Origin of the sequence: Paracoccus sp. Z118 (assembly GCF_019061185.1) — a bacterium.
In the GTDB taxonomy this organism is placed as follows: domain Bacteria; phylum Pseudomonadota; class Alphaproteobacteria; order Rhodobacterales; family Rhodobacteraceae; genus Paracoccus.
On record NZ_JAHQZU010000003.1, the window covers coordinates 218,740 to 242,784 of the forward strand.

At 69.6% G+C, this 24,045-nt stretch carries 25 protein-coding genes; 13 read left to right on the forward strand and 12 right to left on the reverse strand.

Annotated elements, in window-relative coordinates:
- Positions 1–14: 14 nt before the first annotated feature.
- The gene (gene fnrL / locus KTN05_RS03890; protein ID WP_254367966.1) at positions 15–773 is read left to right on the forward strand and encodes a transcriptional regulator FnrL; all 759 of its coding nucleotides are present in this window, start codon (positions 15–17) and stop codon (positions 771–773) included.
- A 25-nt stretch (positions 774–798) separates the two neighbouring features.
- Here fnrL and KTN05_RS03895 read toward each other — a convergent pair whose 3' ends face one another.
- A complete protein-coding gene (locus KTN05_RS03895; RefSeq protein WP_217328060.1) occupies positions 799–1,635 on the reverse strand; it encodes a universal stress protein in 837 nt (278 codons plus the stop codon).
- Between the two features lie 185 nt (positions 1,636–1,820).
- Here KTN05_RS03895 and ccoN point away from each other — a divergent pair, with 185 nt between their 5' ends.
- From ccoN to ccoS, 8 genes are all read left to right on the forward strand, one after another.
- The gene (gene ccoN / locus KTN05_RS03900; RefSeq protein WP_217328061.1) at positions 1,821–3,428 is read left to right on the forward strand and encodes a cytochrome-c oxidase, cbb3-type subunit I; all 1,608 of its coding nucleotides are present in this window, start codon (positions 1,821–1,823) and stop codon (positions 3,426–3,428) included.
- A gap of 14 nt (positions 3,429–3,442) precedes the next feature.
- On the forward strand, positions 3,443–4,168 hold the full coding sequence (ccoO, locus tag KTN05_RS03905; RefSeq protein WP_217328062.1) for a cytochrome-c oxidase, cbb3-type subunit II: 726 nt from the start codon (positions 3,443–3,445) through the stop codon (positions 4,166–4,168).
- A 12-nt stretch (positions 4,169–4,180) separates the two neighbouring features.
- Positions 4,181–4,402, forward strand: coding sequence for a cbb3-type cytochrome c oxidase subunit 3 (locus KTN05_RS03910; protein ID WP_217328063.1), 222 nt, complete (start codon positions 4,181–4,183; stop codon positions 4,400–4,402).
- Between the two features lie 239 nt (positions 4,403–4,641).
- Positions 4,642–5,511 carry a cytochrome-c oxidase, cbb3-type subunit III gene (ccoP, locus tag KTN05_RS03915; protein WP_371823269.1) on the forward strand — a complete coding sequence of 290 codons (870 nt, stop codon included), beginning with the start codon at positions 4,642–4,644 and terminating at the stop codon, positions 5,509–5,511.
- Positions 5,512–5,738: 227 nt separating this feature from the next.
- Positions 5,739–7,196: a cytochrome c oxidase accessory protein CcoG gene (gene ccoG / locus KTN05_RS03920; protein WP_217328065.1), complete on the forward strand. Its 1,458-nt coding sequence runs from the start codon at positions 5,739–5,741 to the stop codon at positions 7,194–7,196.
- 3 nt (positions 7,197–7,199) lie between these two features.
- The gene (locus KTN05_RS03925) at positions 7,200–7,667 is read left to right on the forward strand and encodes a FixH family protein (protein WP_217328066.1); all 468 of its coding nucleotides are present in this window, start codon (positions 7,200–7,202) and stop codon (positions 7,665–7,667) included.
- Positions 7,664–9,859: a heavy metal translocating P-type ATPase gene (locus KTN05_RS03930; protein ID WP_217328067.1), complete on the forward strand. Its 2,196-nt coding sequence runs from the start codon at positions 7,664–7,666 to the stop codon at positions 9,857–9,859. The genes KTN05_RS03925 and KTN05_RS03930 overlap by 4 nt, the downstream gene beginning before the upstream one ends.
- Complete coding sequence (gene ccoS / locus KTN05_RS03935; RefSeq protein WP_217328068.1) at positions 9,859–10,026, forward strand: cbb3-type cytochrome oxidase assembly protein CcoS; 168 nt, start codon at positions 9,859–9,861, stop codon at positions 10,024–10,026. Before KTN05_RS03930 ends, ccoS begins: the two co-directional genes overlap by 1 nt.
- 285 nt (positions 10,027–10,311) lie before the next feature.
- On the opposite strand, the gene KTN05_RS03940 is transcribed toward ccoS, so the two are convergent.
- Positions 10,312–11,979, reverse strand: a complete 1,668-nt coding sequence (locus KTN05_RS03940; protein ID WP_254367967.1) for a D-alanyl-D-alanine carboxypeptidase family protein — start codon at positions 11,977–11,979, stop codon at positions 10,312–10,314.
- 263 nt (positions 11,980–12,242) lie between these two features.
- Between KTN05_RS03940 and clpS the strand changes: the two genes are divergently transcribed.
- Both clpS and KTN05_RS03950 read left to right on the forward strand, forming a co-directional pair.
- Positions 12,243–12,587, forward strand: a complete 345-nt coding sequence (gene clpS, locus KTN05_RS03945; RefSeq protein WP_217328070.1) for an ATP-dependent Clp protease adapter ClpS — start codon at positions 12,243–12,245, stop codon at positions 12,585–12,587.
- The gene (locus KTN05_RS03950) at positions 12,588–13,601 is read left to right on the forward strand and encodes a class I SAM-dependent methyltransferase (RefSeq protein ID WP_217328071.1); all 1,014 of its coding nucleotides are present in this window, start codon (positions 12,588–12,590) and stop codon (positions 13,599–13,601) included.
- A 4-nt stretch (positions 13,602–13,605) separates the two neighbouring features.
- Here KTN05_RS03950 and KTN05_RS03955 read toward each other — a convergent pair whose 3' ends face one another.
- The gene (locus KTN05_RS03955) at positions 13,606–14,016 is read right to left on the reverse strand and encodes a hypothetical protein (protein ID WP_217328072.1); all 411 of its coding nucleotides are present in this window, start codon (positions 14,014–14,016) and stop codon (positions 13,606–13,608) included.
- Positions 14,017–14,092: 76 nt separating this feature from the next.
- On the opposite strand from KTN05_RS03955, the gene hemF reads away from it, so the two are divergent.
- Positions 14,093–14,953, forward strand: a complete 861-nt coding sequence (hemF, locus tag KTN05_RS03960; protein ID WP_217328073.1) for an oxygen-dependent coproporphyrinogen oxidase — start codon at positions 14,093–14,095, stop codon at positions 14,951–14,953.
- 4 nt (positions 14,954–14,957) lie between these two features.
- Here the strand turns inward: hemF and KTN05_RS03965 are convergent, their stop codons facing one another.
- Both KTN05_RS03965 and hemE read right to left on the reverse strand, forming a co-directional pair.
- The gene (locus KTN05_RS03965) at positions 14,958–15,827 is read right to left on the reverse strand and encodes a DMT family transporter (RefSeq protein WP_217328074.1); all 870 of its coding nucleotides are present in this window, start codon (positions 15,825–15,827) and stop codon (positions 14,958–14,960) included.
- 4 nt (positions 15,828–15,831) lie between these two features.
- Complete coding sequence (gene hemE, locus KTN05_RS03970) at positions 15,832–16,875, reverse strand: uroporphyrinogen decarboxylase (RefSeq protein WP_217328075.1); 1,044 nt, start codon at positions 16,873–16,875, stop codon at positions 15,832–15,834.
- Between the two features lie 88 nt (positions 16,876–16,963).
- Between hemE and hemC the strand changes: the two genes are divergently transcribed.
- Positions 16,964–17,947, forward strand: coding sequence for a hydroxymethylbilane synthase (hemC, locus tag KTN05_RS03975; RefSeq protein ID WP_217328076.1), 984 nt, complete (start codon positions 16,964–16,966; stop codon positions 17,945–17,947).
- A gap of 287 nt (positions 17,948–18,234) precedes the next feature.
- Here the strand turns inward: hemC and lexA are convergent, their stop codons facing one another.
- The 7 genes from lexA to KTN05_RS04010 all read right to left on the reverse strand — a co-directional run bounded on the left by lexA (position 18,235) and on the right by KTN05_RS04010 (position 24,011).
- Entirely contained in the window at positions 18,235–18,996 is a 762-nt protein-coding gene (gene lexA, locus KTN05_RS03980; protein WP_217328077.1) for a transcriptional repressor LexA, read from the reverse strand.
- Positions 18,997–19,093: 97 nt separating this feature from the next.
- Complete coding sequence (gene glp / locus KTN05_RS03985; protein ID WP_217328078.1) at positions 19,094–20,278, reverse strand: gephyrin-like molybdotransferase Glp; 1,185 nt, start codon at positions 20,276–20,278, stop codon at positions 19,094–19,096.
- Positions 20,275–20,748, reverse strand: a complete 474-nt coding sequence (moaC, locus tag KTN05_RS03990; protein ID WP_217328079.1) for a cyclic pyranopterin monophosphate synthase MoaC — start codon at positions 20,746–20,748, stop codon at positions 20,275–20,277. Before moaC ends, glp begins: the two co-directional genes overlap by 4 nt.
- Positions 20,745–21,533: an indole-3-glycerol phosphate synthase TrpC gene (trpC, locus tag KTN05_RS03995; protein WP_217328080.1), complete on the reverse strand. Its 789-nt coding sequence runs from the start codon at positions 21,531–21,533 to the stop codon at positions 20,745–20,747. Before trpC ends, moaC begins: the two co-directional genes overlap by 4 nt.
- The gene (locus KTN05_RS04000) at positions 21,530–22,201 is read right to left on the reverse strand and encodes a uracil-DNA glycosylase (RefSeq protein WP_217328116.1); all 672 of its coding nucleotides are present in this window, start codon (positions 22,199–22,201) and stop codon (positions 21,530–21,532) included. Before KTN05_RS04000 ends, trpC begins: the two co-directional genes overlap by 4 nt.
- Before the next feature lie 149 nt (positions 22,202–22,350).
- Positions 22,351–23,382: an anthranilate phosphoribosyltransferase gene (gene trpD, locus KTN05_RS04005; protein WP_217328081.1), complete on the reverse strand. Its 1,032-nt coding sequence runs from the start codon at positions 23,380–23,382 to the stop codon at positions 22,351–22,353.
- A complete protein-coding gene (locus KTN05_RS04010) occupies positions 23,379–24,011 on the reverse strand; it encodes an aminodeoxychorismate/anthranilate synthase component II (RefSeq protein WP_217328082.1) in 633 nt (210 codons plus the stop codon). The genes trpD and KTN05_RS04010 overlap by 4 nt, the downstream gene beginning before the upstream one ends.
- Positions 24,012–24,045 lie beyond the last annotated feature (34 nt).

The following is a 24,045-nucleotide window of genomic DNA, read 5'->3' on the forward strand; positions in this document are numbered from 1 at the left end:
AAGGCAGGCGCTACTTGACCCAGATCAATCAGGACTTCACGAGTGCCGCCTTCCGCGCCGACCATTCCTGCGCCGACTGCCGGCTGCGGCCCCGCGCGGTCTGCTCGCTCTGCGACGTGGATGACATGCGCCGGCTGGAGCCGCTGAAATACTACCGCCGTTACCAGGCCGGGCAGGTGATCGCCTGGGCGGGCGACCGGATGGAGTTCGTGGGCACCGTGGTCGATGGCGTCGCCGCCATGACCCAGACGATGGAGGACGGGCGCACCCAGATGGTGGGGCTGCTGCTGCCCTCGGATTTCCTTGGCCGCCCGCGCCGCCAGACCGCCGCTTACACCGTCACCGCCGTGACCGACCTGCTGCTGTGCTGCTATCGCCGCCGCACGTTCGAGGATCTGCTGCTCTCCACCCCCGCGCTGTCGTCGCGCCTGCTGGAGATAACGATGGACGAGCTGGACGCCGCCCGCGAATGGATGCTGCTGCTGGGCCGCAAGACCGCGCGCGAGAAGATCGCCTCGCTGCTGGCGATCCTCGCCCGCCGGGGCGGCGCGAGGGGGCCGGACGGGCAGGCCCGGATCGTCCTGCCGCTGAGCCGCGAGGCCATGGCCGATTACCTGGGGCTGACGCTGGAAACCGTCAGCCGGCAGATGAGCGCGCTGCGGCGCGACGGGATCATCGTCCTTGAAGGGGCGCGGCACGTGATCGTGCCCGACTGCGCCGCACTGGTCGCCGAAAGCGGCGGCGACGGGGCCGAGACCGCCCCGGCGGGCTGACCCGGCCCCCGACCTGCGCGCGCCCTCAGTGGGCCATCAGCGTCGGCAGCGTGGTCTTTTCCAGCAGACTGCGCGTCGCCCCGCCCATGATCGACTGGCGGAAGCGCGAATGGCCGTAGGCGCCGACCACCAGCATGTCGGCGTCGGTTTCCTGCGCCCGCTTCAGCAGCATCTCGCTGATCGAGGGCAGGGTCTTGGCCAGCACCGCAATGCTCGCCTTGACGCCGTGGCGGGTGAGCATCTGGCACAGCGCCCCGCCGGGGTCCGAGCCTTCGGGGCTGTGCGGCGAGGGATCGACGGCCGCGATCTCCACCGCGTCGGCCGATTTCAGCAGCGGCATCGCCCGCCGCACGGCGTTCAGCGCCTCGCCCGATTGATTCCAGCCGATCAGGATGCGCCGGCCCAGGGTCGGCGGCAGGCCCGCGCTGGGAACCACCAGCACCGGGCAGGTTCCCTCGAACAGGGCCGCCTCGACCACCGCGCTGCCTTCGGCCGCGGCCGCCGCGCCGTAGGGTCGCGACAGCACCGCCACATCCGCGAACCGCGCCCGCATCCCCACCAGCGAGGACAGCCCCCCAAGCTGCGCCACCGCGGCCTCGACCCCCCAGCGGATATCCTCGGCGGCGAGGCGGGCGCGCGTGCGCTTTTCCAGCGCCTCGGCCGAGGCCATGGCGCGGTCGATCGCCTCCTGGAAGACATAGGGCGAGGCGCCCGCATAGAAATAGCCGGTCTGGGTCTGGTCCACGATCATGCAGAAGACGTCCAGATGCGCGTCCTCGCGCCGGGCGAGTTCGACCGCCGCGTCGAGCTGGGCGTCCTGCTGGTCGCCCGTGATCACCGTGAGAATCGTCTTGTATCCCATGAATTCCTCCTGCCGGCCATGCGCGACAACCTGTCGCCCCCCCAACTACCCTTTCAGAACGCACTATTGGTTGATCCAGATCAATGCTTCATTAATGGGGTGGGGCATAAGCCAACCCTGCCAACCCGCCGGACGCGCCGCCGCGATTCGGGCGGGGAGGCGACTATTGAAGGGACAGGATCGAGATGTGGGATAGCTTCAAGCTGATCGTGCTTGGCCTGATCGCGCTGCTCGCGGCAATCGCGGCCAACTATGCGCATGATCTGGCCTACATGGTGAACGCCCTGACGGTGATGCTGGCCGCAGGCGCGGTCTTCCTGATCTCGCTGCGCGGGATGGGGCAGGAGCGGGTCGCCGTGGACGTTCGCGGCGAATACATGGACGGCGTCGTGCGCGCCGGCGTCATCGCGACGGTGGGCTGGGGCGTCGTCGGCTTCCTCGTCGGGGTCATCATCGCCGCGCAGCTCGCCTGGCCGTCGCTGAACCTGTCCGAGCTGACGCAGGGCTACACCAACTTCGGCAGGATGCGGCCCCTGCACACCAGCGCGGTGATCTTCGCCTTCGGCGGCAACGCGCTGATCGCGACCTCGTTCTACGTGGTGCAGCGCACTTCGGCGGCGCGGCTCTGGGGCGGAAATCTGGCCTGGTTCGTCTTCTGGGGCTACAACCTCTTCATCGTGCTGGCGGCGACCGGCTACATCCTCGGCGCGACCCACTCCAAGGAATACGCCGAGCCGGAATGGCATGTGGACATCTGGCTGACGATCGTCTGGGTCGCCTATCTGGCGGTGTTCCTGGGCACGATCATGAAGCGCCGCGAGCCGCATATCTACGTCGCCAACTGGTTCTACCTGTCCTTCATCGTGACCATCGCGATGCTGCACATCATCAACAACCTGGCGGTGCCGGTCAGCATCTTCGGATCGAAGTCGGTGCAGCTGTTCGGCGGCGTGCAGGACGCGATGACGCAGTGGTGGTATGGCCACAACGCGGTCGGCTTCTTCCTGACGGCGGGCTTCCTGGGGATGATGTATTACTTCATCCCGAAGCAGGCCGAGCGCCCGGTCTATTCCTACAAGCTGTCGATCATCCACTTCTGGGCGCTGATCTTCCTCTATATCTGGGCGGGTCCGCACCATTTGCACTACACCGCGCTGCCCGACTGGGCCGCGACGCTGGGGATGGTGTTCTCGATCATGCTGTGGATGCCGTCATGGGGCGGCATGATCAACGGGCTGATGACGCTGTCGGGGGCCTGGGACAAGCTGCGCACCGACCCGATCATCCGCATGATGGTCGTCGCGGTCGGCTTCTACGGCATGGCCACGTTCGAGGGGCCGATGATGTCCATCAAGGCCGTGAACTCGCTCTCGCACTATACCGACTGGACCATCGGCCACGTCCATTCCGGCGCGCTCGGCTGGAACGGGATGATCACCTTCGGCGCGCTCTACTACCTGACGCCGCGGCTCTGGGGGCGCGAGCGGCTCTATTCGCTGAGCCTGGTCAGCTGGCACTTCTGGCTCGCGACCATCGGTCTGGTCCTCTACGCCGCGTCGATGTGGGTGAGCGGCATCATGGAAGGGCTGATGTGGCGCGAGGTCGATGCCCAGGGCTTCCTGGTCAACGCCTTCGCCGACACCGTGTCCGCGAAATACGCGATGCTGGTGGTGCGGACGCTGGGCGGGGTCTTCTACCTCGCGGGCGGCATCATCATGGCCTACAACCTCTGGGCCACGGTGGCCAAGCAGCCGCGCGTCGCGGGCAACCGCGTCGCCGTGCCGGCCGAATAAGGAAGGAAACCGTCATGGCACTCCTCGATCATCACAAGATCATCGAAAAGAACGCGACGCTGCTGCTGGTGTTCTCCTTCCTGATCGTCACCATCGGCGGGCTCGTGCAGATCACGCCGCTGTTCTATCTCGAGAACACCATCGAGGAGGTGGAAGGGGTGCGCCCCTACACCCCGCTGGAGCTGACCGGCCGCGACATCTACGTGCGCGAGGGCTGCTATACCTGCCACAGCCAGATGATCCGCCCGATGCGCGACGAGGTCGAACGCTACGGCCATTACAGCCTCGCCGCGGAATCGATGTATGACCATCCGTTCCAGTGGGGGTCCAAGCGGACCGGGCCGGATCTCGCGCGGGTGGGCGGGCGCTATTCGGACGAATGGCATGTCGATCACCTGGTCAACCCGCAGGCGGTGGTGCCGGAATCGATCATGCCGGGCTATGGCTTCCTGCGCGAGCGGATGATCGCGCCGACCCACATGAGCAGTCGGCTGACAGCCGACGTGCGGGTGGGCGTGCCCTATACCGAGGAAATGGTCGCCGAGGCGCGGGCCGATTTCCTGGCGCAGGCCAACCCCGATCTCGACCCGTCGGGGCTGGAGGAGCGCTATCCGGGCGCGCAGCAGCGGAACTTCGACCGCCAGCCGGGCATCTCGGAAATGGACGCGCTGGTCGCCTATCTTCAGGTGCTGGGCACGATGGTCGACTTCTCGACCTTCGAACCCGATCCGCAGCGCTGACGGGGACCTGGCATGGACCGCTACTCCTTCCTGCGCCAACTGGCAGACAGCTGGGTGTTGCTGACCCTGGTGCTGGTGTTCCTGGGCGTGATCGTCTTCGTGTTCCGGCCCGGCTCGCGCCGGGCCCACAGGGACGCCGCCGAAAGCATCTTCCGCAACGAGAAAAAGCCCGCGCCCGAGCCTGAATCCGATCGGGCACCCGACCGCAGGCCCGGTAACAAGGACGACCACTGATGGCTGATCCCACCGACGACGACAAACCGCACCCCACGCCGCGCGAACAGCAGGTCGCCGACAACCTGCATGTGGACGCATCGGACCCGCATGAAAGCCCGGCCAACCCCGAGAACCGGATCGGCATCGACCGCCGCGCCGCGGACGACGAGAACCGCGAGCAGATCCTGGCGAACGCGCCCGAGGCGATCATCGGCCCCACGACCCCGCAGCGGACCCGCAAGACCACGGCGCGGCGCGTGGCCCGGAACGTGGTCGAGGTGAAGTCCACTGGCCATAGCTGGGACGGGATCGAGGAATACGACCACCCCCTGCCGCGCTGGTGGCTGTGGACCTTCTACGCCACGATCATCTGGTCGGTGGGCTACGTGCTGGCCTATCCCGCGATCCCGCTGATCAATTCGGCGACGCAGGGTCTGCTGGGCCATTCCGTCCGCAGCGAGGTCGCCGGCGAGATCCAGCGCTTCGAGGAGGCGAACGCCCCCATCGCCACCCGCCTCGCCTCGGTCGAGCTGGAGCAGATCGGCCAAGACCCGGAACTGCTGAACTACGCCAGCAACGCCGGCGGCGCGATCTTCCGCACCTTCTGCGCCCAGTGCCACGGCTCGGGCGCGCAGGGCTCGTCGGGCTATCCGAACCTTCTGGACAACGAATGGCTGTGGGGCGGCACGATGGAGGAGATCCACACCACCGTCCTGCATGGCATCCGCGACCCGCTGGACCCGGACACGCGCTATTCGGAGATGCCGCGCTTCGGCACCGACCAGATGCTGGACGACCAGCAGATCGACCAGGTGGTGCACCACGTCCTCGCGATCTCGGGCAACCCGCATGACGCGGCGCTGGCGGCTGAAGGCGAGGTGATCTTCGTGGACAACTGCTCGGCCTGCCACATGGAGGACGGGACCGGCGACCAGTTCCAGGGCGCGCCCGACCTGACTGACGCGGTGTGGCTCTATGGCGCCGACGGGCAGGCGGACCCGGCGACGATCCGGCGCATCGTGCATGACGGCCCGTTCGGCGTCATGCCGTCCTGGACCGACCGTCTGACCGAAAGCGAGATCCGGGCCGTCGCGACCTATGTCCACGGGCTGGGCGGCGGCGAATGAGGAAGTCCGGCGCGGGGCCGATGCGCCCGCGCGCCGATCACCAGGCAGGGCGGCCTTGCGGCACGAGGTCGCGCGGCTGCCCGGCGCGGTCATGAAATCGAGGGTGCGACAAACCGCCCCTCAAAACCCGCGGCGGAACCGCTTATAGTTCCGTCTCCCCTGTTTCAGGGGCGCTCCGCCGGTTCTGATCGCGGGTCACCCGCGCCGGCGGTCCAGAGGAGCGATGGATGTCCGTTATCGACCCCGAACCCACCCGCCTCTACGCCGCGCGCGAGCCGATCTTTCCGCGCCGCGTCAGGGGCCGGTTCCGCAACCTGAAATGGGTGCTGATGATCGTCATGCTGGCGATCTATTACATCACCCCGTGGATCCGCTGGGACCGGGGTCCCGGCATGCCCGATCAGGCGGTGCTGGTGGACCTCGCCAGCCGCCGCTTCTTCTTCTTCTGGATCGAGATCTGGCCGCACGAGTTCTATTTCGTCGCCGGCCTGCTCATCATGGCCGGGCTGGGACTGTTCCTGTTCACCGCCGCGCTGGGGCGCGTCTGGTGCGGCTATGCCTGCCCGCAGACCGTCTGGACCGACCTGTTCCTCGTGGTCGAACGCTGGATCGAGGGCGACCGCAACGCGCAGGTGCGGCTTTACGATCAGCCGTGGAACGCCCGCAAGGCCCGGCTGCGGTTCAGCAAATGGGCGCTGTGGCTGGTGATCGCGGTGCTGACCGGCGGCGCCTGGGTCTTCTATTTCGCCGACGCGCCGACCCTGCTGCGCGATCTGGTGACGCTGAACGCCCATCCGGTCGCCTATGCCACCATCGGCATCATGACCTCGACGACCTTCTTCTTCGGCGGCTTCGCGCGCGAGCAGATCTGCATCTATGCCTGCCCCTGGCCGCGCATCCAGGCGGCGATGATGGACGAATCCACGCTGACCGTCGCTTACCGCGAATGGCGCGGCGAGGATCGGGGCAAGATCGCCAAGGGCGAGCGCACCAAGTCCGACGACCCGCCCGGCCTCAAGGGCGACTGCATCGACTGCCTCGCCTGCGTCAACGTCTGCCCGATGGGCATTGACATCCGCGAGGGCCAGCAGATGGAGTGCATCACCTGCGCGCTCTGCATCGACGCCTGCGACGACGTGATGGCGAAGATCGGCAAGCCGCGCGGGCTGATCGACTACATGGCGCTGAGCGACGAGACCGCCGAGCGGGCAGGGGCCGCCCCGATCAAGGTCCGCCGCCACATCTTCCGCCCGCGCACGCTGCTTTACTTCACCCTCTGGGCGGCGATCGGCGTCGGGCTGCTGGTGGCGCTGTTCCTGCGCTCGCCCTATGACCTGAACGTGACGCAGGTCCGCAACCCGCTTTATGTGACTCTGGCCGACGGCTCGATCCGCAACACCTACGAATTGCGCCTGCGCAACAAGCAGGGGTCCGAGCAGGAGTTCACGGTCGGCATCAGCGATCCTGACGGAGGCCCGGTGCCCGAGCTTGCGGTTTCGCTGGAAGGGGGCAGCGCCAATGTGACGGTGCCCGCCGATTCGACCTTCGAGCAGCGCGTCTATGTCGTCGCGCCCGCGGGGACCGAAGCTGCCGAGGGCGACAGCCGCGATCTGCTGCTGTGGATCGAGGATCAGGGTGACGGCCGCCGCGCCGTCGTGTCCACGGTATTCCACGGAAGGGGCTAGGCCATGGCGCGCGAACTCACGGGAAAGCATGTTTTGGCGATCACGCTGTCGGCCTTCGGCGTCATCATCGCCGTCAACATGGTGATGGCGGTGCAGGCGGTCCGCACCTTTCCGGGGCTGGAGGTCCGAAACAGCTACGTCGCTTCGCAATCCTTCGACGAGGATCGGGCGGCGCAGGACCGGCTCGGCTGGACGGTGACGCCGGAATATGACGGGCGCGAGTTGACGCTGATGATCCGCGACCGGATCGGCAACCCGGCGCCGGTCTCCACCCTCGCGGCGACGGTCGGCCGCCCCACCCATGGACGCGACGACCAGACGGCGGAATTCACCTATGAGAACGGGCTTTTCCGCGCGCCGCTGACACTGGGGCCGGGGGTCTGGAACCTGCGACTTCAGGCGACCGCCCGCGACGGGACCGAGTTCCGCCAGCGCATCCACAGCTTCGCGGGCAGCAGGGTGGCGCCATGACCGACCTCAGCGCCTCGCATGACGCCCGGCTTTCGGCCTGTCCGGCCTGCGATGCCGCGCCGCTCGCCCAACGTTGGGCCGAGGCGGGATCGCGCGGGCAGGCGCCCGGCGATCTGATCCTGTCGCTGCCGACCGCCCATTGCGCGGCCTGCATCACCGATGTGGAACGGGCGCTGATGGCTGTGCCCGAGGTCCGATCGGCCCGCGTCAACCTGACCTTGCGCCGCGTCGCCGTGGACGCGCCGGGGCTGACGGCGGGCGACCTGATCCCGGTGCTGGACCGCATCGGGTTCGAGGCGCACGAGCTTGACCCGCAGGCGCTGTCCTCCACCGCCGCCGACCGGCAGGGGCGCGACATCCTGATGCGGATCGGGGTGTCGGGCTTTGCCATGATGAACATCATGATGCTGTCCGTCGCCGTCTGGTCGGGGGCCGAGGCCGCGACCCGCGACATGTTCCACTGGATCTCCGGGGCCATTGCCCTGCCGACCGTGGTCTTTGCCGGCAAGCCGTTCTTTTCGGCCGCCTGGCGCGGGCTGAAGGCGGGGCGCATGGGGATGGACCTGCCGATCGCGCTGGCGATCATCCTGGCGAGCGCGATCTCCATCTACGAGACGCTGCAAAGCGGCCGCCACGCCTATTTCGACGCGGCGGTGATGCTGTGCTTCTTCCTGCTGATCGGCCGCTATCTCGACTATCGCACCCGCGCCGTCGCCCGTTCTGCGGCCGAGGAGCTGACCGCGCTGGAGGTTCCGCGCGCGACACTGCTGCAGGATGGCGACGAAGTCGCGGTGCCGGTGGCCGATCTGCGCCCCGGCGATCTGATCCTGATCCGCCCCGGCGCGCGCGTCGCCGCCGATGGCGTGATCGAGCGCGGTGACAGCGACATCGACCGCTCGGCCCTGACCGGCGAGTCGATCCCCGTGCCCGCCGCTCCCGGCGCGGCGCTGAGCGCGGGCGAGGTGAACCTGACCGGGCCCATCGTCCTGCGGGTGACGGCGGCGGGGCGCGACAGCTCGCTTGCGCGGCTGACGGCGCTGGTCGCGGCGGCGGAATCGGCGCGCGGGCGCTATACCTCGGTCGCCGACCGGATGTCGCGCGCCTATGCGCCGGTGGTGCATATCCTCGCCTTCGCGAGCCTCGGCTTCTGGCTGTGGAAGACCGGCGAGGCCCGGCCAGCGCTGAACATCGCGGCGGCGGTGCTGATCATCACCTGCCCCTGCGCGCTGGGGCTGGCGGTTCCGGCAGTGGTGACGGCGGCCTCGGGGCGGCTGTTCCGGCGCGGGCTGCTGATCAAGGACGGCACCGCGCTGGAGCGGATGGCTGAGATCGACACGGTCGTCTTCGACAAGACCGGCACCCTGACGATGGGCACGCCGCAGCTGCAATCGCTAAGGCCGCTGCCCGTGGAAATGCGCCCGCTCGCCGCCGCGCTGGCCGGCGGGTCGTCGCATCCGCTGTCGCGGGCGCTGGCCGCCGCGCTGGACGGCGGGACCCCGGCCGCGGTCGAGGATCTGCGCGAGGTGCCGGGGCACGGCGTCGAGGCGCGCTGGAACGGCCTGCGCGTCCGGCTGGGCCGTGCCGACTGGGTCGGCGCCGAGGCCGACGCGCCGGGCGCGGCGACCTGGCTGTGGGTCGAGGGGCGGCCCGCGATCCGGCTGGATTTCGACGACCGCCTGCGCGAGGGGGCCGAGGCCGCCGTCCTCGCCATACGGCGGTCTGGCCGCCGCCTGCTGCTGCTGTCGGGCGACCACGAACGCTCGGTCGTCGATACCGCCGCGCGGCTCGGCATCGACGATTGGCGGGCGGGCGTGACCCCGACCGAAAAGGCCGCCATCGTGAACGAACTCACCGCAGGCGGCGCGCGCGTCCTGATGGTGGGCGACGGGCTCAACGACACCGGCGCGCTGGCGGCGGCGCATGCGTCGATCTCGCCGGCCTCGGCGCTGGACGCGGCGCGGGTCGCGTCCGACATGGTGCTGCTCGGAGGCGACCTGACCCCGGTGGCCGAGGCGCTGGATGTGGCCGGCCGGTCGCGGAAGCGCATCCACGAGAACTTCGCCATGTCGGTCGCCTACAATATCGTCGCCGTGCCCTTCGCGATGGCCGGAATGGCGAGTCCGCTGCTGGCAGCGGTGGCGATGTCGGCCAGTTCGATCTGCGTGACGCTGAACGCGCTGAGGCTGCGCTGATGGATGTGCTGGTCTTCCTGATCCCGGTGTCGCTGGGCTTGGGCGGACTCGGGCTGCTGGCGTTCCTCTGGACACTCCGCGCGCGCCAGTATGACGACCCGCGCGGCGACGCCGAGCGCGTGCTGAGCGACGAGTGGGACGATCGGCCGAAACCTCCCGAGGAGTAGGGGCTGCGCCTGAGACCGGCGTCCGCGTTGGACCGGACGGCGTGTGGCTTCGCGCGATGCGCCTGCGTGGCACGTCCTTCCCCTTGCGACGTTCCCCCTGAAGATTTCCGAGGCGCGGCGTAGCTGCTCGGTGGGCGGCCCCAAGTTCCGCTGGAGGTGAGAGCCTGCGGGTCGCTCCACATCGTCGATGAACTGCGACGACGGACAGTCGGCCGTTCCAGAACCGGCACAAAAAAAGCGCGACCATCCGGCCGCGCCATTTCAGTTTTCCAGTGGAAGCCCCGATCACGGCACGATGGCGCAGTCCTGCTGGCGGGCCTGCAGCTTGCTGCACACCAGTTCGGCAGCACCCTTGCTGAGCCCCACGAAGTTCGCCTCGAAGCCGCGCTTGGTGTCCGCGACCCTGCTTTCGGCGCTGTCGAGCGCGGCGCTTTCCTGCAGCGCGGTCTTCAGCAGAAGTTGCTCGGCCTCGCTGCGCGACTTGTAGCGGCCCAGCGTGACGCCGTAGCTGCCTTTGCCCGAGCCCCCGCGCGACACGACCTCCTGCGCGAGCGGCGCGGCGTCGGGGGCGTCCATTGCCGCGAGGATGATGGTGTCGGTGCGGGGCAGGGGCTTTTCAGATTTCAGCAGCGCCACGCTGTCGTCGGTGCGGTCGCCCTCTTCCAATGGCTCCTCCTCGACGGCGGGGATATCCGCCTGGGCGACGACGAAGGTCGAAGCGGCGGCGGCGGGCGGCGCCGCGTCCGCCCGCTTGCGGTCGCGCGGGGCCGCCGTGGGCCGCTGCGAGCCATCCAGCCCGGCGGTGGAGGCCGAGGCGGCGGGCTGGTCGCCCTGCGGCGCTGCGTCGGGGCGTTCGGCCGGTTTGCTTGCGGGAGTCAGGGCAAGCGCCACCGCCTCGTCCGTTGCTGCCGCGACCTGTGTGGCCGGGCCGCGATTGCCGCGCGGCTTGGGCCGGGCGCTTTCCGTCAGCCGGAACGCCGAGGTGGACGGCGCCTTGGCCTGCGCCGCCGCCGAGGACGCGACCTTTGCCTCGGCCACCGCGCGGGCGACGTCGGCCGCGGGCACCGTGCTGGCGCGGGCGGCGGGGCGATCCGCCGCGCTGACCGGCGAGGCGGCGGGCGTCGCCCGCGCCACCTGCACGGTGCGCTTCTTCTCGACCGTCAGGACCGGCGACGCCGGACGTATTTCCCGCACCTGTGACGGGACCTGGCCGAAGCCCTGGTCCAGCAACTGCGCCATGGTGGCGTTGCGATGCGCGGTCGAGGTGCCGCCCAGCACCGTCGCGATGATCCGCTTGTTGCCCCGCTGGGCCGAGGCGGTCAGGTTGAAACCCGCCGCGCGGGTGTAGCCGGTCTTGATCCCGTCCGCGCCCTGATAGCTGTCGAGGAAGCGGCGGTTGGTGCTGGCCACCGTCGCGATCCCCGCATCCGCCGAGCGGCGCGAGAAGATGTTGTAATACTGCGGATAATCGTAGAACAGCCGCCGCCCCATCGTGCTCATGTCGCGGGCCGAGCTGTAATGGCCGTCCTGCGTCAGCCCGTTGGCGTTGCGGAAATTCGTGTTCTGCATACCCAGCGCGCGGGCCATCGCGGTCATCTGGGCGGCGAACTTCGGCTCGGACCCCGCCAGCCCCTCGCCGATGGCGGTGGCCGCGTCGTTGGCGGATTTGACCGCCGCCGCGCGGATCAGGTAGCGCAGCTCGATCTTCTGTCCCGCCCGCAGCCCCAGCCGCGAGGGCGGCTGCGAAGCCGCGTGGGACGAGATGGTGAAGCGCGAATCCAGCCTGACCTTGCCCTGCTCCACGGCGGCGAACGCCATGTAGAGCGTCATCATCTTGGTCAACGAGGCCGGATGCAGTCGCGCATCCCCGTTCCTGGAATAGACTTCCTTGCCCGATCGCGCGTCCATCACGAAGGCGGCGAAGGGCGCGGCGCTTGCCGGATTGGGCAGCATGGCGCCGAACAGCGCAATGCACCCCAACAATAGGGTCTGGATGATATGCTTCACGGTCCCGGTCTTTCTGCTCGTGGGCGCGTTCTTTTTGCACGCCATTCTTTAATGAACCGACAATAACACCGAAATTCGCACCAAGGAACCCGCGTTTTGCGGCGATTCGCAACCTTGGGGCGATCAGCGGCGGCCCGCCTGCTGCCTGCGGGCCTTCCAATGGCCCGCTTGTGCGCTATATTCCAAGGCAATCCCTTTCATGCCGCAGGATGCCTTTCACAGTGACCGAACATCGCCTGAACAGCACGCCCGGAGGCCGGGACGACGCCGAGCTGGCGGTCAAGACCAAGCCGAAGACCCAGCGCCCCCCCATGTACAAGGTGCTGCTTCTGAACGACGATTTCACGCCGATGGAGTTCGTGGTCCATGTCCTCGAACGGCTGTTCGCCATGACCCACGCCCAGGCGATCGAGATCATGCTGACCGTCCACCGCAAGGGCGTCGCGGTGGTCGGCGTCTTCAGCCACGAGATCGCGGAAACCAAGGTCGCGCAGGTGCTGGAGCTGGCGCGCCGCCAGCAGCACCCGCTGCAATGCACGATGGAAAAAGAATAGATGGCCGGCTCTCGGCTGGAGCTGATCGCGCCGGAAGGCCCGGTCCTGCTGGTTGGCGCGCGCGCCTCGGACGATCTGTCGGGCTTCGATCCCGCCTCGGCCGTGGTCGTGCAGGGGCTTCGGCCCGACCATGATTCGCTGAAGGCGCGGGGCTTCCGCGTGCTGCCGCTGCTGTCCGATCTGGCGGAAGGCGATGCGGCGAACTCGGCGGTCGTGTTCCTGCCGCGCGCGCGGGCGCTCGCGCGGGCCCGGATCGCTGCGGCAGCGGCGGTGCTGCCGCCCGGCGCGGCGCTGTGGATCGACGGGCAGAAGACCGACGGCATCGACGCCGCGCTGAAGGAGATGCGCGGGCTGGCGGACGTGGACGAGGTCCATTCCCGTGCCCATGGCAAGATCTTCCGCGTAACGGTTCCGTCCGGCGACTGGCTGCCCGAGGATTGGGTCGCCCGCGACATCGATCTGGGTGGCTTCGTGACCCGGCCCGGCCTTTTCTCGGCGGATGGTGTCGATCCCGCCTCGGCCATGCTGGCGGCGCATCTGCCCGAGCGGATGCCGACCCGCGTCGTCGATCTGGGCGCGGGCTGGGGCTGGCTGTCGGCGCAGGTGCTGGCCCGGCCCGGAGTCGAAGCGCTGCATCTGGTCGAGGCCGACGCCGAGGCGCTCGCCTGTGCGCGCCGCAACATCACCGATCCGCGCGCCGCGTTCCACTGGGCTGACGCCACCACCTTCCGGCTACCGGAACCCGTGAATGGCGTCGTGATGAACCCGCCCTTCCACGATGGCCGCGCCGCCGACCCGCATCTGGGGGCGCGCTTCATCCGCGCGGCGGCGGGGCTGCTGACCGGGGCAGGGCGGCTCTGGATGGTCGCCAACCGGCACCTGCCCTATGAGGCCGCGCTGAACGAGCATTTCGCGGGCGTGACCGAGATCGGCGGCGACACCCGCTTCAAGATCATCAGCGCGTCCGGTGCCCGCCGCACGGCCGCGCCCGCCACACGGACGCGGCGGCGCTGAGCGCCTAGTCCTCCTCGGGATAGGCGGCCTGGCAGGCGCGGACCGCGGTTTCCGCCCCCGGCCGCAGGGCGGCGGCGCGGGCGGCGAGGTTGTCGCGCTTCCGCGTCTCGGTCGTCGGGTCGATTGCCACCCGGTAGCGCTCGACATCCGGGACGGTGCGGAAGCAGGTTCGGTAGAACGGGCGGATCTCGCCGTCCTTGGTGCGGACGTAGTCGCGGCAGGTGTCGAACTCGGTCCGGGTGGTCTGGCGCCGCTCCCACGCATAGCCGCGGTTCAGGTTGCCCTGCACCTCGGCCAGCAGGTTCGACACGGTCCGGTATTCGCTGGTGTTGCGGGAGATGCATTGTTCCCGCGGGGTGGCGCAGGCGGCCAGCGTCAGGCAGGCCAGCGCGGTCAGGGTGAGGTTGCGGGTCATCCGGGGTGCCTTTACCTAAGAGGCCCCAAGCCTAGCGCCGCACCGGCCCGCAGCGCAATTCACGAAAGGATGCCCGATGGAAATGCTGACCGAGCGCAACGAGGCCGCCGGCTGGTTCCACGCCCTCCGCGACCGGATCGTAGCCGCGTTCGAGGGGCTGGAGCATCGCGGGCCGGAAGGCGGGGCGCCCGGCCGGTTCGAGGTGACGCCCACCACTCGCGCGAATGACGGCGGCGGCGGGATCATGTCGGTGATGCGCGGCGGCCGCGTCTTCGAGAAGGTCGGCGTGAACTGGTCCGAGGTGCACGGCACGCTTGCCCCCCGCGCCCAGGCGGCGATGGCGGCGCGCGGCGTTCCGGGGATGGCGGACGATCCGCGCTTCTGGGCCTCGGGGATCAGCCTCGTCGCGCATATGCAGAACCCGCACGCGCCAGCCGTCCACATGAACACCCGCATGTTCTGGACGCCGAATGCGTGGTGGTTCGGGGGCGGGGCGGACCTCAACCCCTGTCTCGAATACGCCGAGGACACCGCCCATTTCCACGGCACGCTCCGCGCCGCCTGCGCGCCGCACGGGGCGGATTACTACGACCGTTTCAAGGTCTGGGCGGACGAGTATTTCTTCATCCCCCATCGCGGCCGGGCGCGGGGCGTGGGCGGGATCTTCTACGACGACCTGAACTCGGGCGACTGGGCCGCCGACTTCGCCTTTACCAGGGCCGTGGGCGAGGCGTTCCTGCCCGCCTTCCTGCCCTTGGCCGAGCGGCGGATGGCGCAGCCGTGGACGGATGCCGACCGCGACGCGCAGCTGATCCACCGCGGGCTCTACGCCGAATACAACCTCGTCTATGACCGGGGCACGAAATTCGGACTGGAGACCGGCCACGATCCCGACGCGGTGCTGATGAGCCTGCCGCCGCTGGCGAAATGGGTCTGACCGCCTAGCGCGTCGTCCACAGCAGCCAAGCCACCCCGGTCGCGATCAGCGCCATGCCGGCGATATGGCGCGCGGTCATCGCCTCGTTCCGGCGGCGCGAGACGGCGGCGGCGAACACCACCTCGGCCAGCGCGAGCGTGCGGACATTGGCGGCGGGGGTGAGCGCGAAGGCGATGAACCAGAACTGCGAGGCGAGCGCGCCGAGGAACCCCGCGCCGAGCGATTCGCGCCACGCAAGCACCATGCCCCGCAGCGCCGCCCGGTCGCGCAGCGCCAGCCACGCACCGACCAGCGCCGTCTGCAGGGCGAGCGAGACGACGAGGATCGTCGTGGCGCGGACTATGAGGCCGCCGCTCTCCAGCGACAGGATTCCGCCGCGAAAGCCGATGGCCGACAGCCCGAACAGCCCGCCCGCCGCGACCGCCAGCGCGACCGGGCCAAGCCCGGCGCGTCGCCAGCCGGTCCCCGACATCATCAGCACCCCCGCCGTGGCCACGGCGATGGCGCCCATCCGCGCCGGGGTCAGCGCCTCGCCCAGCAGCACGGCGCCGAGGATCGCCAGCGTCACCGGCTCGGTCTTGATCAGCGCTGTCGCCTGCGCGAAGCCGCGCCGCTGCATCGCCGTCAGCATCAGCGCCGTCGCCGCGACCTGCGACAGCGCCCCCATCGCGGCATAGCCGACCGCGGAAAGGTTAACCGGTGGCACCTGCTGGACCGCCGCGACCAGCGCGAGGAACAGCACCGCGAAGGGCAGCCCGAAAAGGAACCGCACCCCCGTCGCGCCCATCGTCCCGAGCCGCGAGGTCAGCCCCGCCTGCGCCGCATTCCGCCCGGTCTGCGCCAGCGCGGCAATCAGCGTGGCCGCGATCCACATTGGCTCAGCGGCCCGCGCGGACCGTCTCGACCATCAGGGCGACGTTGTCGGGGTTGGCGTCGGGGGTGATCCCGTGGCCGAGGTTGAAGATATGCGGCCCGCCCGAGAAGGCTGCGACGATCCGCCGCATCTCGTCCACCAGCGCCTGCCCGCCCGTCACCATGTGCTGCGGCGCAAGGTTCCCCTGCACGCAGCCGTCGCGCTGCACGTTGGCAGCGGCCCAGCCCGCATCGACCGACTGGTCCAGCGCCACGCAGTCGGCGCCGGTCGCGCGGGCAAAGCCGACATAGCGCGGCCCGGCCTCACGCGGGAAGGCGATGATCGGGATGGCCGGATGACGGGCTTTCAGCGCCGCGATGATCTTCGCGGTGGGGGCGAGCGCGAAATCGTCGAAATCCTGCCCCTTGAGGCTTCCGGCCCAGCTGTCGAACAGCTTGACGACCTCGGCCCCGGCCTCGATCTGGGCCGAGAGATACTCGATCGTGGCATCCCCGATGCGGTCGATCAGCGCCGTGAAGGCGGCCCGGTCGGCGTCCTTGAACGCATGGGCGGGCCCCTGATCGGGGGTGCCGCGTCCGGCGACCATGTAGGTGGCGACCGTCCAGGGGGCGCCCGCGAAGCCGATCAGCGTCGTCTGCTCGGGCAGCTCGCGCCGCAGGATGCGGATCGTCTCGTAGATCGGGGAAAGGGTGTCGTGGACCGCGTCCGCCGGTTTCAGCGCGGCAACCCCGGCGGGGCTGGTGATGGTCGAGAGGCGCGGCCCCTCTCCGGTCACGAACCACACGTCGGAGCCGAGCGCCTGCGGCACCAGCAGGATGTCGGCGAACAGGATCGCGCCGTCGAAGCCGAAGCGGCGGATCGGCTGCAACGTGACCTCGGCCGCGAGGTCGGGGTTGTAGCAGAGCGACAGGAAATCGCCCGCCTCGGCCCGCTTCGCGCGGTATTCCGGCAGGTAGCGGCCGGCCTGCCGCATCATCCAGATCGGCGGTGTCGGCAGGGTCTCGCCTGCAAGGGCGCGCAGGATCGTCTTGGCGGGGGCGGTCGTCATCGGGTGGGGGTGCGGCTGCTTGTCCATGCCCCTTCATCGCCACGCCCGCCCGGTTGTCAAGCCGCGCCCGCAGGGGTAACCCGTGCGGATGAACACGGTCCTTCCCACATCTTCCCATCCGCTCCGCATCGGCACGCGCGGCTCGGCCCTCGCGCTCGCTCAGGCGCACGAGACCCGCGACCGGCTGATGGCCGCTCACGACCTGCCCGAGGATGCCTTCCGCATCGTCGTGATCAAGACCACCGGCGACCGGATCATCGACCGGCCGCTGAAGGAGATCGGCGGCAAGGGCCTTTTTACCCGCGAGATCGAGGATGCGCTGCTCGACGGCGCGATCGACATCGCGGTGCATTCGATGAAGGACATGCCGGTGCTGCAGCCGGATGGGCTGGTGATCGACTGCTACCTGCCGCGCGAGGATGTGCGTGACGCCTTCGTCAGCCGCCGCTTCGGCTCGATTGCCGAGATGCCGGCGGGGGCGCGGATCGGCTCGTCCAGCCTGCGGCGGCGGGCCCAGGTGAAGCTGATCCGCCCCGATCTGGAGGTGGTGGAGTTCCGCGGCAACGTCCAGACCCGCCTGCGGAAGCTGGACGAGGGCGTGGCGGATGCGACCTTCCTGGCGATGGCGGGCCTTTCCCGGCTCGGCATGCCGGAGGTGGCCGCGGGGGCGATCGAGCCGGGCGACATGCTGCCGGCGATTGCGCAGGGCGCCATCGGGATCGAGCGGCGGGCAGACGATACCGTCGCCGCGGCGCTGGTCGCGGCGATCTCGGACCTGGCCACGGCGCTGCGGGTTGATGCCGAACGCGCGCTGCTGGCCGGGCTCGACGGCTCCTGCGACACGCCCATCGCAGGGCTTGCGGAACTGGGCGAAGGCGGCACGCTGCGTCTGCGGGGCGAGATCCTGCTGCCGGACGGGTCGGTCAGCGTCGCGGGCGAGCGTCGGGGCATGGCGGCGGACGGCCGGGCGATGGGCGCGGACCTTGCCGACGAGCTCCTGCGCCGCGCGCCGCCGGAGTTCTTCGAGTTGACGGGGATCAGCCCTCATCGGGGCTCGCCACCAGTCGAGTGAGCGGGTGGCCGGACCGTTACGCATGTGCAAATGTGCTCTGGTCCGCGCTTGCCGCTCAACCAGATGCTGGTTGGATATACGATATCGACCTCGCTCGGTGGTTTAGCGGTTCGTGTGCCACCCGACTTTCCCTCGGGGTCGTGCAAGCCCGAGGGGCGCTGCAAACCGCGCAGCACTTTCGCGTTCAGACAGCCAGGCAAAGCTTCGGACCCCGCCGTGTCGAACTTGGAGACGCCTTCCTGCGCTGCAGGTGCGCCGGTCCCGGCCCGGAGTGCGTCCCAGAAACCTCAATAACTGCGGATGAGCCCCACCAGCCGGCCCTGCACATGGACCTTGTCCTCCGGCAGGACGCGCGTCTCGTAAGCGGGGTTCGCGGCTTCCAGCGCGATCATGCCGCCCTTGCGGCGATAGCGTTTCAGCGTCGCCTCGGCCCCCTCGACCAGCGCCACGACGATGTCGCCGTTGTCGGCGTGATCCTGTTCGCGGATCACCACGATGTCGCCGTCGTTAATCCCGGCGTCGATCATGGAATCGCCGTGCACTTCCAGCGCATAATGATGCTCACGCCCCGTCAGCATCGAGCCGGGGACGGCGATATGATGCGAGACCTCGGAAATCGCCTCGATCGGGACGCCCGCGGCGATGCGGCCCATCACCGGCAGTTCCACGGCCGGGCTGTCCACGATCTGCATGGCCCCGCGCGGACGCGAGGGGCGGAAGCTGGGGCCGCGCGCCGGCGCGTCGCCGTCGATCACGCGCGGGCTGAAGCCGTTATCCGCCCCGTCCTCGCCCGTATCGCCGCCCCGCGCCAGATCATGCTGTCGTCCTTGCAGGTTTTCCGGCAGGCGCACGATTTCCAGCGCCCTTGCGCGGTGGGGCAGGCGGCGGATGAAGCCGCGTTCCTCGAGCGCCGTCACCAGCCGGTGGATGCCGGATTTCGACCGCAGGTCCAGCGCGAGCTTCATTTCATCGAACGAGGGCGGCACGCCATCGCGCGCGACCCGCAACTGGATGAATTCGAGAAGCTGGATCTGTTTTCTGGTCAGCATGTCGGGCCCGTCCTGCCTGGCAATGGATGTTCGAGGAATGTTCTAGTGGTTTTCCTCTGTCCGGTCAACGGATAAGCTGATTCGACTGAAGATTTGGTTAATCCGCGCCCCTCAGCGGCAGGAACATCACCCGCTCGCCCGCGCGTCGGGCGGAATCACCGGCGGGACGCACCAGCAGCGCCCCCGCTTCGGCCATCAGCTTCAGCCGCGCCGAATCCTGATCGGGGAACGGTGTCACGACGCTGCCGTCCGGCCCGTCCTCCAGGCTCGCGCGCAGATAATGCTGCCGGTTCCCTTCGGCCGGAAGGTCGCGGCCGAGGACGCCATGACGCAGCCGGTGCACGCCCGGCAGGCCCTGCATGTGCCGGATCAGCGGTTGCAGGAACAGGATCGCGCAGACCGTGGCCGAGACAGGGTTGCCCGGCAGCCCCAGCATCGCCGCGCCGCCCAGACGACCGGCGAGCAGCGGCTTGCCCGGCCGCATCGCGACCTTGTAGAAGGCCTGCTCGATCCCCAGCCCCGTCGCGGCGCGGCCCACCAGATCGTGGTCGCCGACCGAGGCGCCGCCGATGGTCACGATCACGTCGGCATCCGCCGCGTCGGTCAGGATCGCGGTCAGGCTTTCCTGAGTATCGCGGGCCAGCGGCATGATCCGCACCTCGGCCCCCGCCTGCTGCGCGAGCGCCGCAACGACGAGATCGTTCGAACTGATGATCTGCCCCGCGGCGGGTGGGGTGCCCGGCGTCACCAGCTCGTCCCCCCCGGCGATCACGGCGACCGTGGGCGCACGGGCCACGGTGATGCGGGGAAGGTTCATCGCCGCCAGCAGCCCCAGATCGGCCGCGCCGAGGCGGCGGCCGGCGGGCAGGCTGTCGCTTTCTGAAAAATCATTGCCGCGCAGGCGGATATGAGGACCGGTCGCACCCGCCGCCACGGTGATGAGGTCGCCGTCGCGCGTTGCGTGTTCCTGCATGACCACCCGGTCGAAGCCGGGGGGAACCGGCGCGCCGGTGAAGATGCGCAGCGCGGTGCCGGGCAGGACGCTGCCGGTCCAGACGCCGCCGGCGGCAACCTCGCCCACCACCTGCAGCGGGCCGGGCAGGTCGGCGCTGCGGACGGCGTATCCGTCCATCGCGCTCGCGTCGAAGGGCGGCTGGGTCATGCGCGAGACGGCAGGTTTCAGCAGCACCCGGCCGAGCGCGTCGGCGATGGAGATTTCCTCTCCCTCGGGCTTCGGCGCCAGCGCGAGGACGCGGGCGAGGGCTTCGTCAACGGTAATCATGGGGCGGCCTCGAACGTGCCGGACTTGCCGCCGGTCTTCTTCAGCAGCCGGACCCCTTCGATCCGCATGTCCTTCTGCGCGGCCTTGAGCATGTCATAGACGGTCAGCGCGGCGACGGTGGCGGCGGTCAGCGCCTCCATCTCGACCCCGGTGCGCCCCGTCGTCCGGGCCGTCGCGGTGATGCGGATGCCGGGGAGTTCCGGGTCGGGCGTCAGCTCCAGCGCCACCTTGTCGAGCGGCAGCGGATGGCAGAGCGGGATCAGGTCGGCGGTGCGCTTGGCGCCCATGATGCCTGCAAGGCGGGCGACGCCCAGCACGTCGCCCTTGGCCGCGCCGCCCTGCGCGAGTGCCAACGTCTCGGGCGACATGACCACGGCGGCCACGGCCACGGCCTCGCGGGCGGTCGGCTCCTTGCCGGACACGTCCACCATATGCGCCTGTCCGGCGGCGTCGAAATGGGTCAGCGTCATGTCGCCCCCAGAATTGCGCGGGTGGCCGCAGCCACGTCGCCCTGCCGCATCAGGCTTTCGCCGATCAGGAAGCGGTGGACCCCCGCTTCCATCATGCGGCCAAGGTCGGCATGGGTGAAAAGGCCGCTTTCGCAGACCACGTCGCGGCCTTCGGGGATGCGCGGGGCGAGTTGAAGCGTCGTCTCAAGATCCACGTCGAAAGTCTTGAGATTGCGGTTGTTGATGCCGATCAGCGGCGATTTCAGCCGCAGCGCGCGGTCCAGTTCCTCGGCGTCGTGCACCTCGATCAGCGCGTCCATGCCCCAATGCAGCGCGGCATCCTCCAGCTCGGCGGCGAGCGTGTCATCGACGGACGCCATGATGATGAGGATGCAGTCGGCCCCCCAGGCGCGGGCCTCGGCCACCTGATAGGTGTCGTGCAGGAAATCCTTGCGCAGCACCGGCAGATCGCAGACGGCGCGGGCCTCGGTCAGAAACTCGGGCGCGCCCTGAAAGCTCGGCCCGTCGGTCAGGATCGACAGGCACGCCGCGCCCCCTTGCTGATAGGCGCGGGCCAGCGCGGGCGGATCGAAGTCGGGCCGGATCAGGCCCTTGGAGGGGCTGGCCTTCTTGATTTCCGCGATCAACGCCGGGCCGGTTTCGGCCGCGCGGGTCAGGGCATCCGCGAAGCCGCGCACGGGCGGGGCGGCGCGGGCAGCCTCCTCCACGGCGGAAAGCGGGCGGGCGGCCTTGGCGGCGGCGATTTCGTCGAGCTTGTAGCTCTTGATGCGGTCAAGGATGTTCATGGCTCGGTGATAGCCCCGCCGGTGCCGGTCGCGCAACCGTGACCCGCCCAATCCACGAGCGGCAGCCGTTGTGCGGCGAGCCAGTCATTGGTGCGGCTGAACGGACGCGAGCCGAAGAAGCCGCGCCTTGCCGAAAGGGGCGAAGGGTGGGCGGACGCGATCAGCAGATCCTGCGGGCGGGGCAGGCCCAACGCCGCCTTCTGCGCGTGGCCGCCCCAGAGGATGAAGGCCAGCGGGCCGTGCCGCTGCGCCTCGGCGATCGCCTGCCGCGCCAGCCGGTCCCAGCCCCAGCGGGAATGGGCACCGGCCGCTCCGGGCGGGACGGAAAGCGAGGTGTTCAGCAGCAGCACGCCCTGCTGCGCCCAGTGGCTCAGATCGCCGGTCGAGGGGGCCGCCCCGGTATCCGCGCGCAGTTCCGCCATGATGTTGGCCAGCGAGCGGGGCAGGGCGACACCCGGATTGACCGAGAAGGCGAGGCCGTTCGCGTGGCCCGGCGTGGGATAGGGGTCCTGGCCGAGGATCACGACCCGCGCCCGTTCAGGCGGCACGGTGTCGAGCGCGGCGAACACGCGGGCCGGACCGGGAAGCCATTCGGTGCCCGCCAGCCGGTCGCGGATCGGCGGCCAATCCGAGGAAAAGAACGGCAGGTGCTCCCATCCGCGGGGAATCGCCGGATCAGCGTCCGGGCTGGCGGGGGGCGGATCAAGTCCGGCGAAGATGGCCGCGTCGGGATCGGACGCCGCAGACCCTTCGCCGACGCAGGGACCAGAGTCGCAGCTTGCCCCGGACCCGTCTGGGCGCGCTGGATTTCCCCGGCTCACGCCTCCGGCGCGCCGGTGATCGCGGCGAGGCGGGACAGCCGGTCCTTTGCCGCGCCGGAATCGATCGATTCCCGCGCCATCTCGGCCCCCTCGCGCAGGTCCGCCGCCTTGCCCGCGACCAGCAGCGCCGCCGCCGCATTCAGCAGCACCGCGTCGCGGTAGGCCCCCGGCGCGCCGTCCAGCAGCGCCCGCAGCATCGCCGCGTTATGGCCGGGATCGCCGCCGACGATATCCTCGAATGGGTGGACCGGCAGGCCCGCATCCTCGGGCGAGACCGCGAACTCCGTCACCTCGGCGTCCTTGAGTTGCGCGACCTGCGACGGTTCGGCGATGGACAACTCGTCCGTGCCGTCGCCGCCATGGACGATCCAGACGTGTTCCGAGCCAAGCTCGCGCAGCACCTCGGCCATCGGCCGCAGCCAGTCGGTCGAGAAGGTGCCGGTCAGCTGCCGCCTCACGCCCGCCGGGTTCGTCATCGGCCCCAGCAGGTTGAAGATCGTGCGGGTGCCAAGCTCGGCCCGCGCGGGGCCGACGTTCCGCATCGACGGATGGTGCATCGTCGCCATCATGAAGCAGATGCCGCATTCCGTCAGCGCCCGCTGCGAAATCTCGGGCGCGCCCATCACGTTCAGCCCCAGATGCGTCATTGCATCGGCGCTGCCCGATTTCGACGACAGGTTGCGGTTGCCGTGCTTGGCGACCGGCACGCCCGCGCCCGCCACCACGAAGGCGGCCGCGGTGGAAATGTTCAGCGTCCCCTTGCCGTCGCCGCCGGTGCCGACGATGTCCACTGCCCCGTCCGGGGCGGTGATCCGGTTCATCCGGGCGCGCATGGCGCGGGTCGCTGCGGCCATCTCATCGACCGTCTCCCCGCGCACGCGCATCGCCATCAGCAGCCCGCCGATCTGCGCCGGGGTGGCGGCGCCGTCGAACAGGGCGGCGAAGGCGGCCTCGGCCTCGTCGGGGGTCAGCGGGCGCGATGCGGCAAGGCCGATCAGCGGGCGGATGTCGGCGCTGTTGGGGATCATGCCGCCGCTTTCCCGGCGTTCGAGCAGCGGCGCAGGAAATTCTCGATCATCTCGTGGCCGTGTTCCGAGCGGATGCTTTCCGGGTGGAACTGCACCCCCTCGATCGGCAGCGTCCGGTGCGCCAGCCCCATGATCGTGCCGTCGCCTGAGGTCGCGGTCACGCGCAGGCAATCGGACAGGGACTCCGGCTCGACCGTCAGCGAGTGATAGCGCGTCGCCCGCAGTGGCGACGGCAGGCCGGCGAAAAGGCCGGTGCCGTCATGGCCGATGTCATCCACCTTGCCGTGCAGCACGCGCGCCGCGCGGATGATACGGCCGCCGAACGCCTCGCCGATGGCCTGATGGCCAAGGCAGACGCCCATCACCGGCACGCCCCGCTCGGCGCACGCGCGGATCAGCGGCACGATGATCCCCGCCTGCGCCGGATCGCAGGGGCCAGGCGAGATCAGGATACCCGCCGCGCCCTTGGCCAGCGCGTCCTCGACGCTCAGCGTGTCGTTGCGCACCACCTCGACCTCGGCCCCGGCCTGTCCGAGATAGTGGACGAGATTCCAGGTGAAGCTGTCGTAATTGTCGATCATCAGGATGGGGATCGAGGACGACGACAGGGTCGGCGCAGGCGCTGGCATGGGGGGTGGCTCCGCTTGATCGGTAAGTTATAGA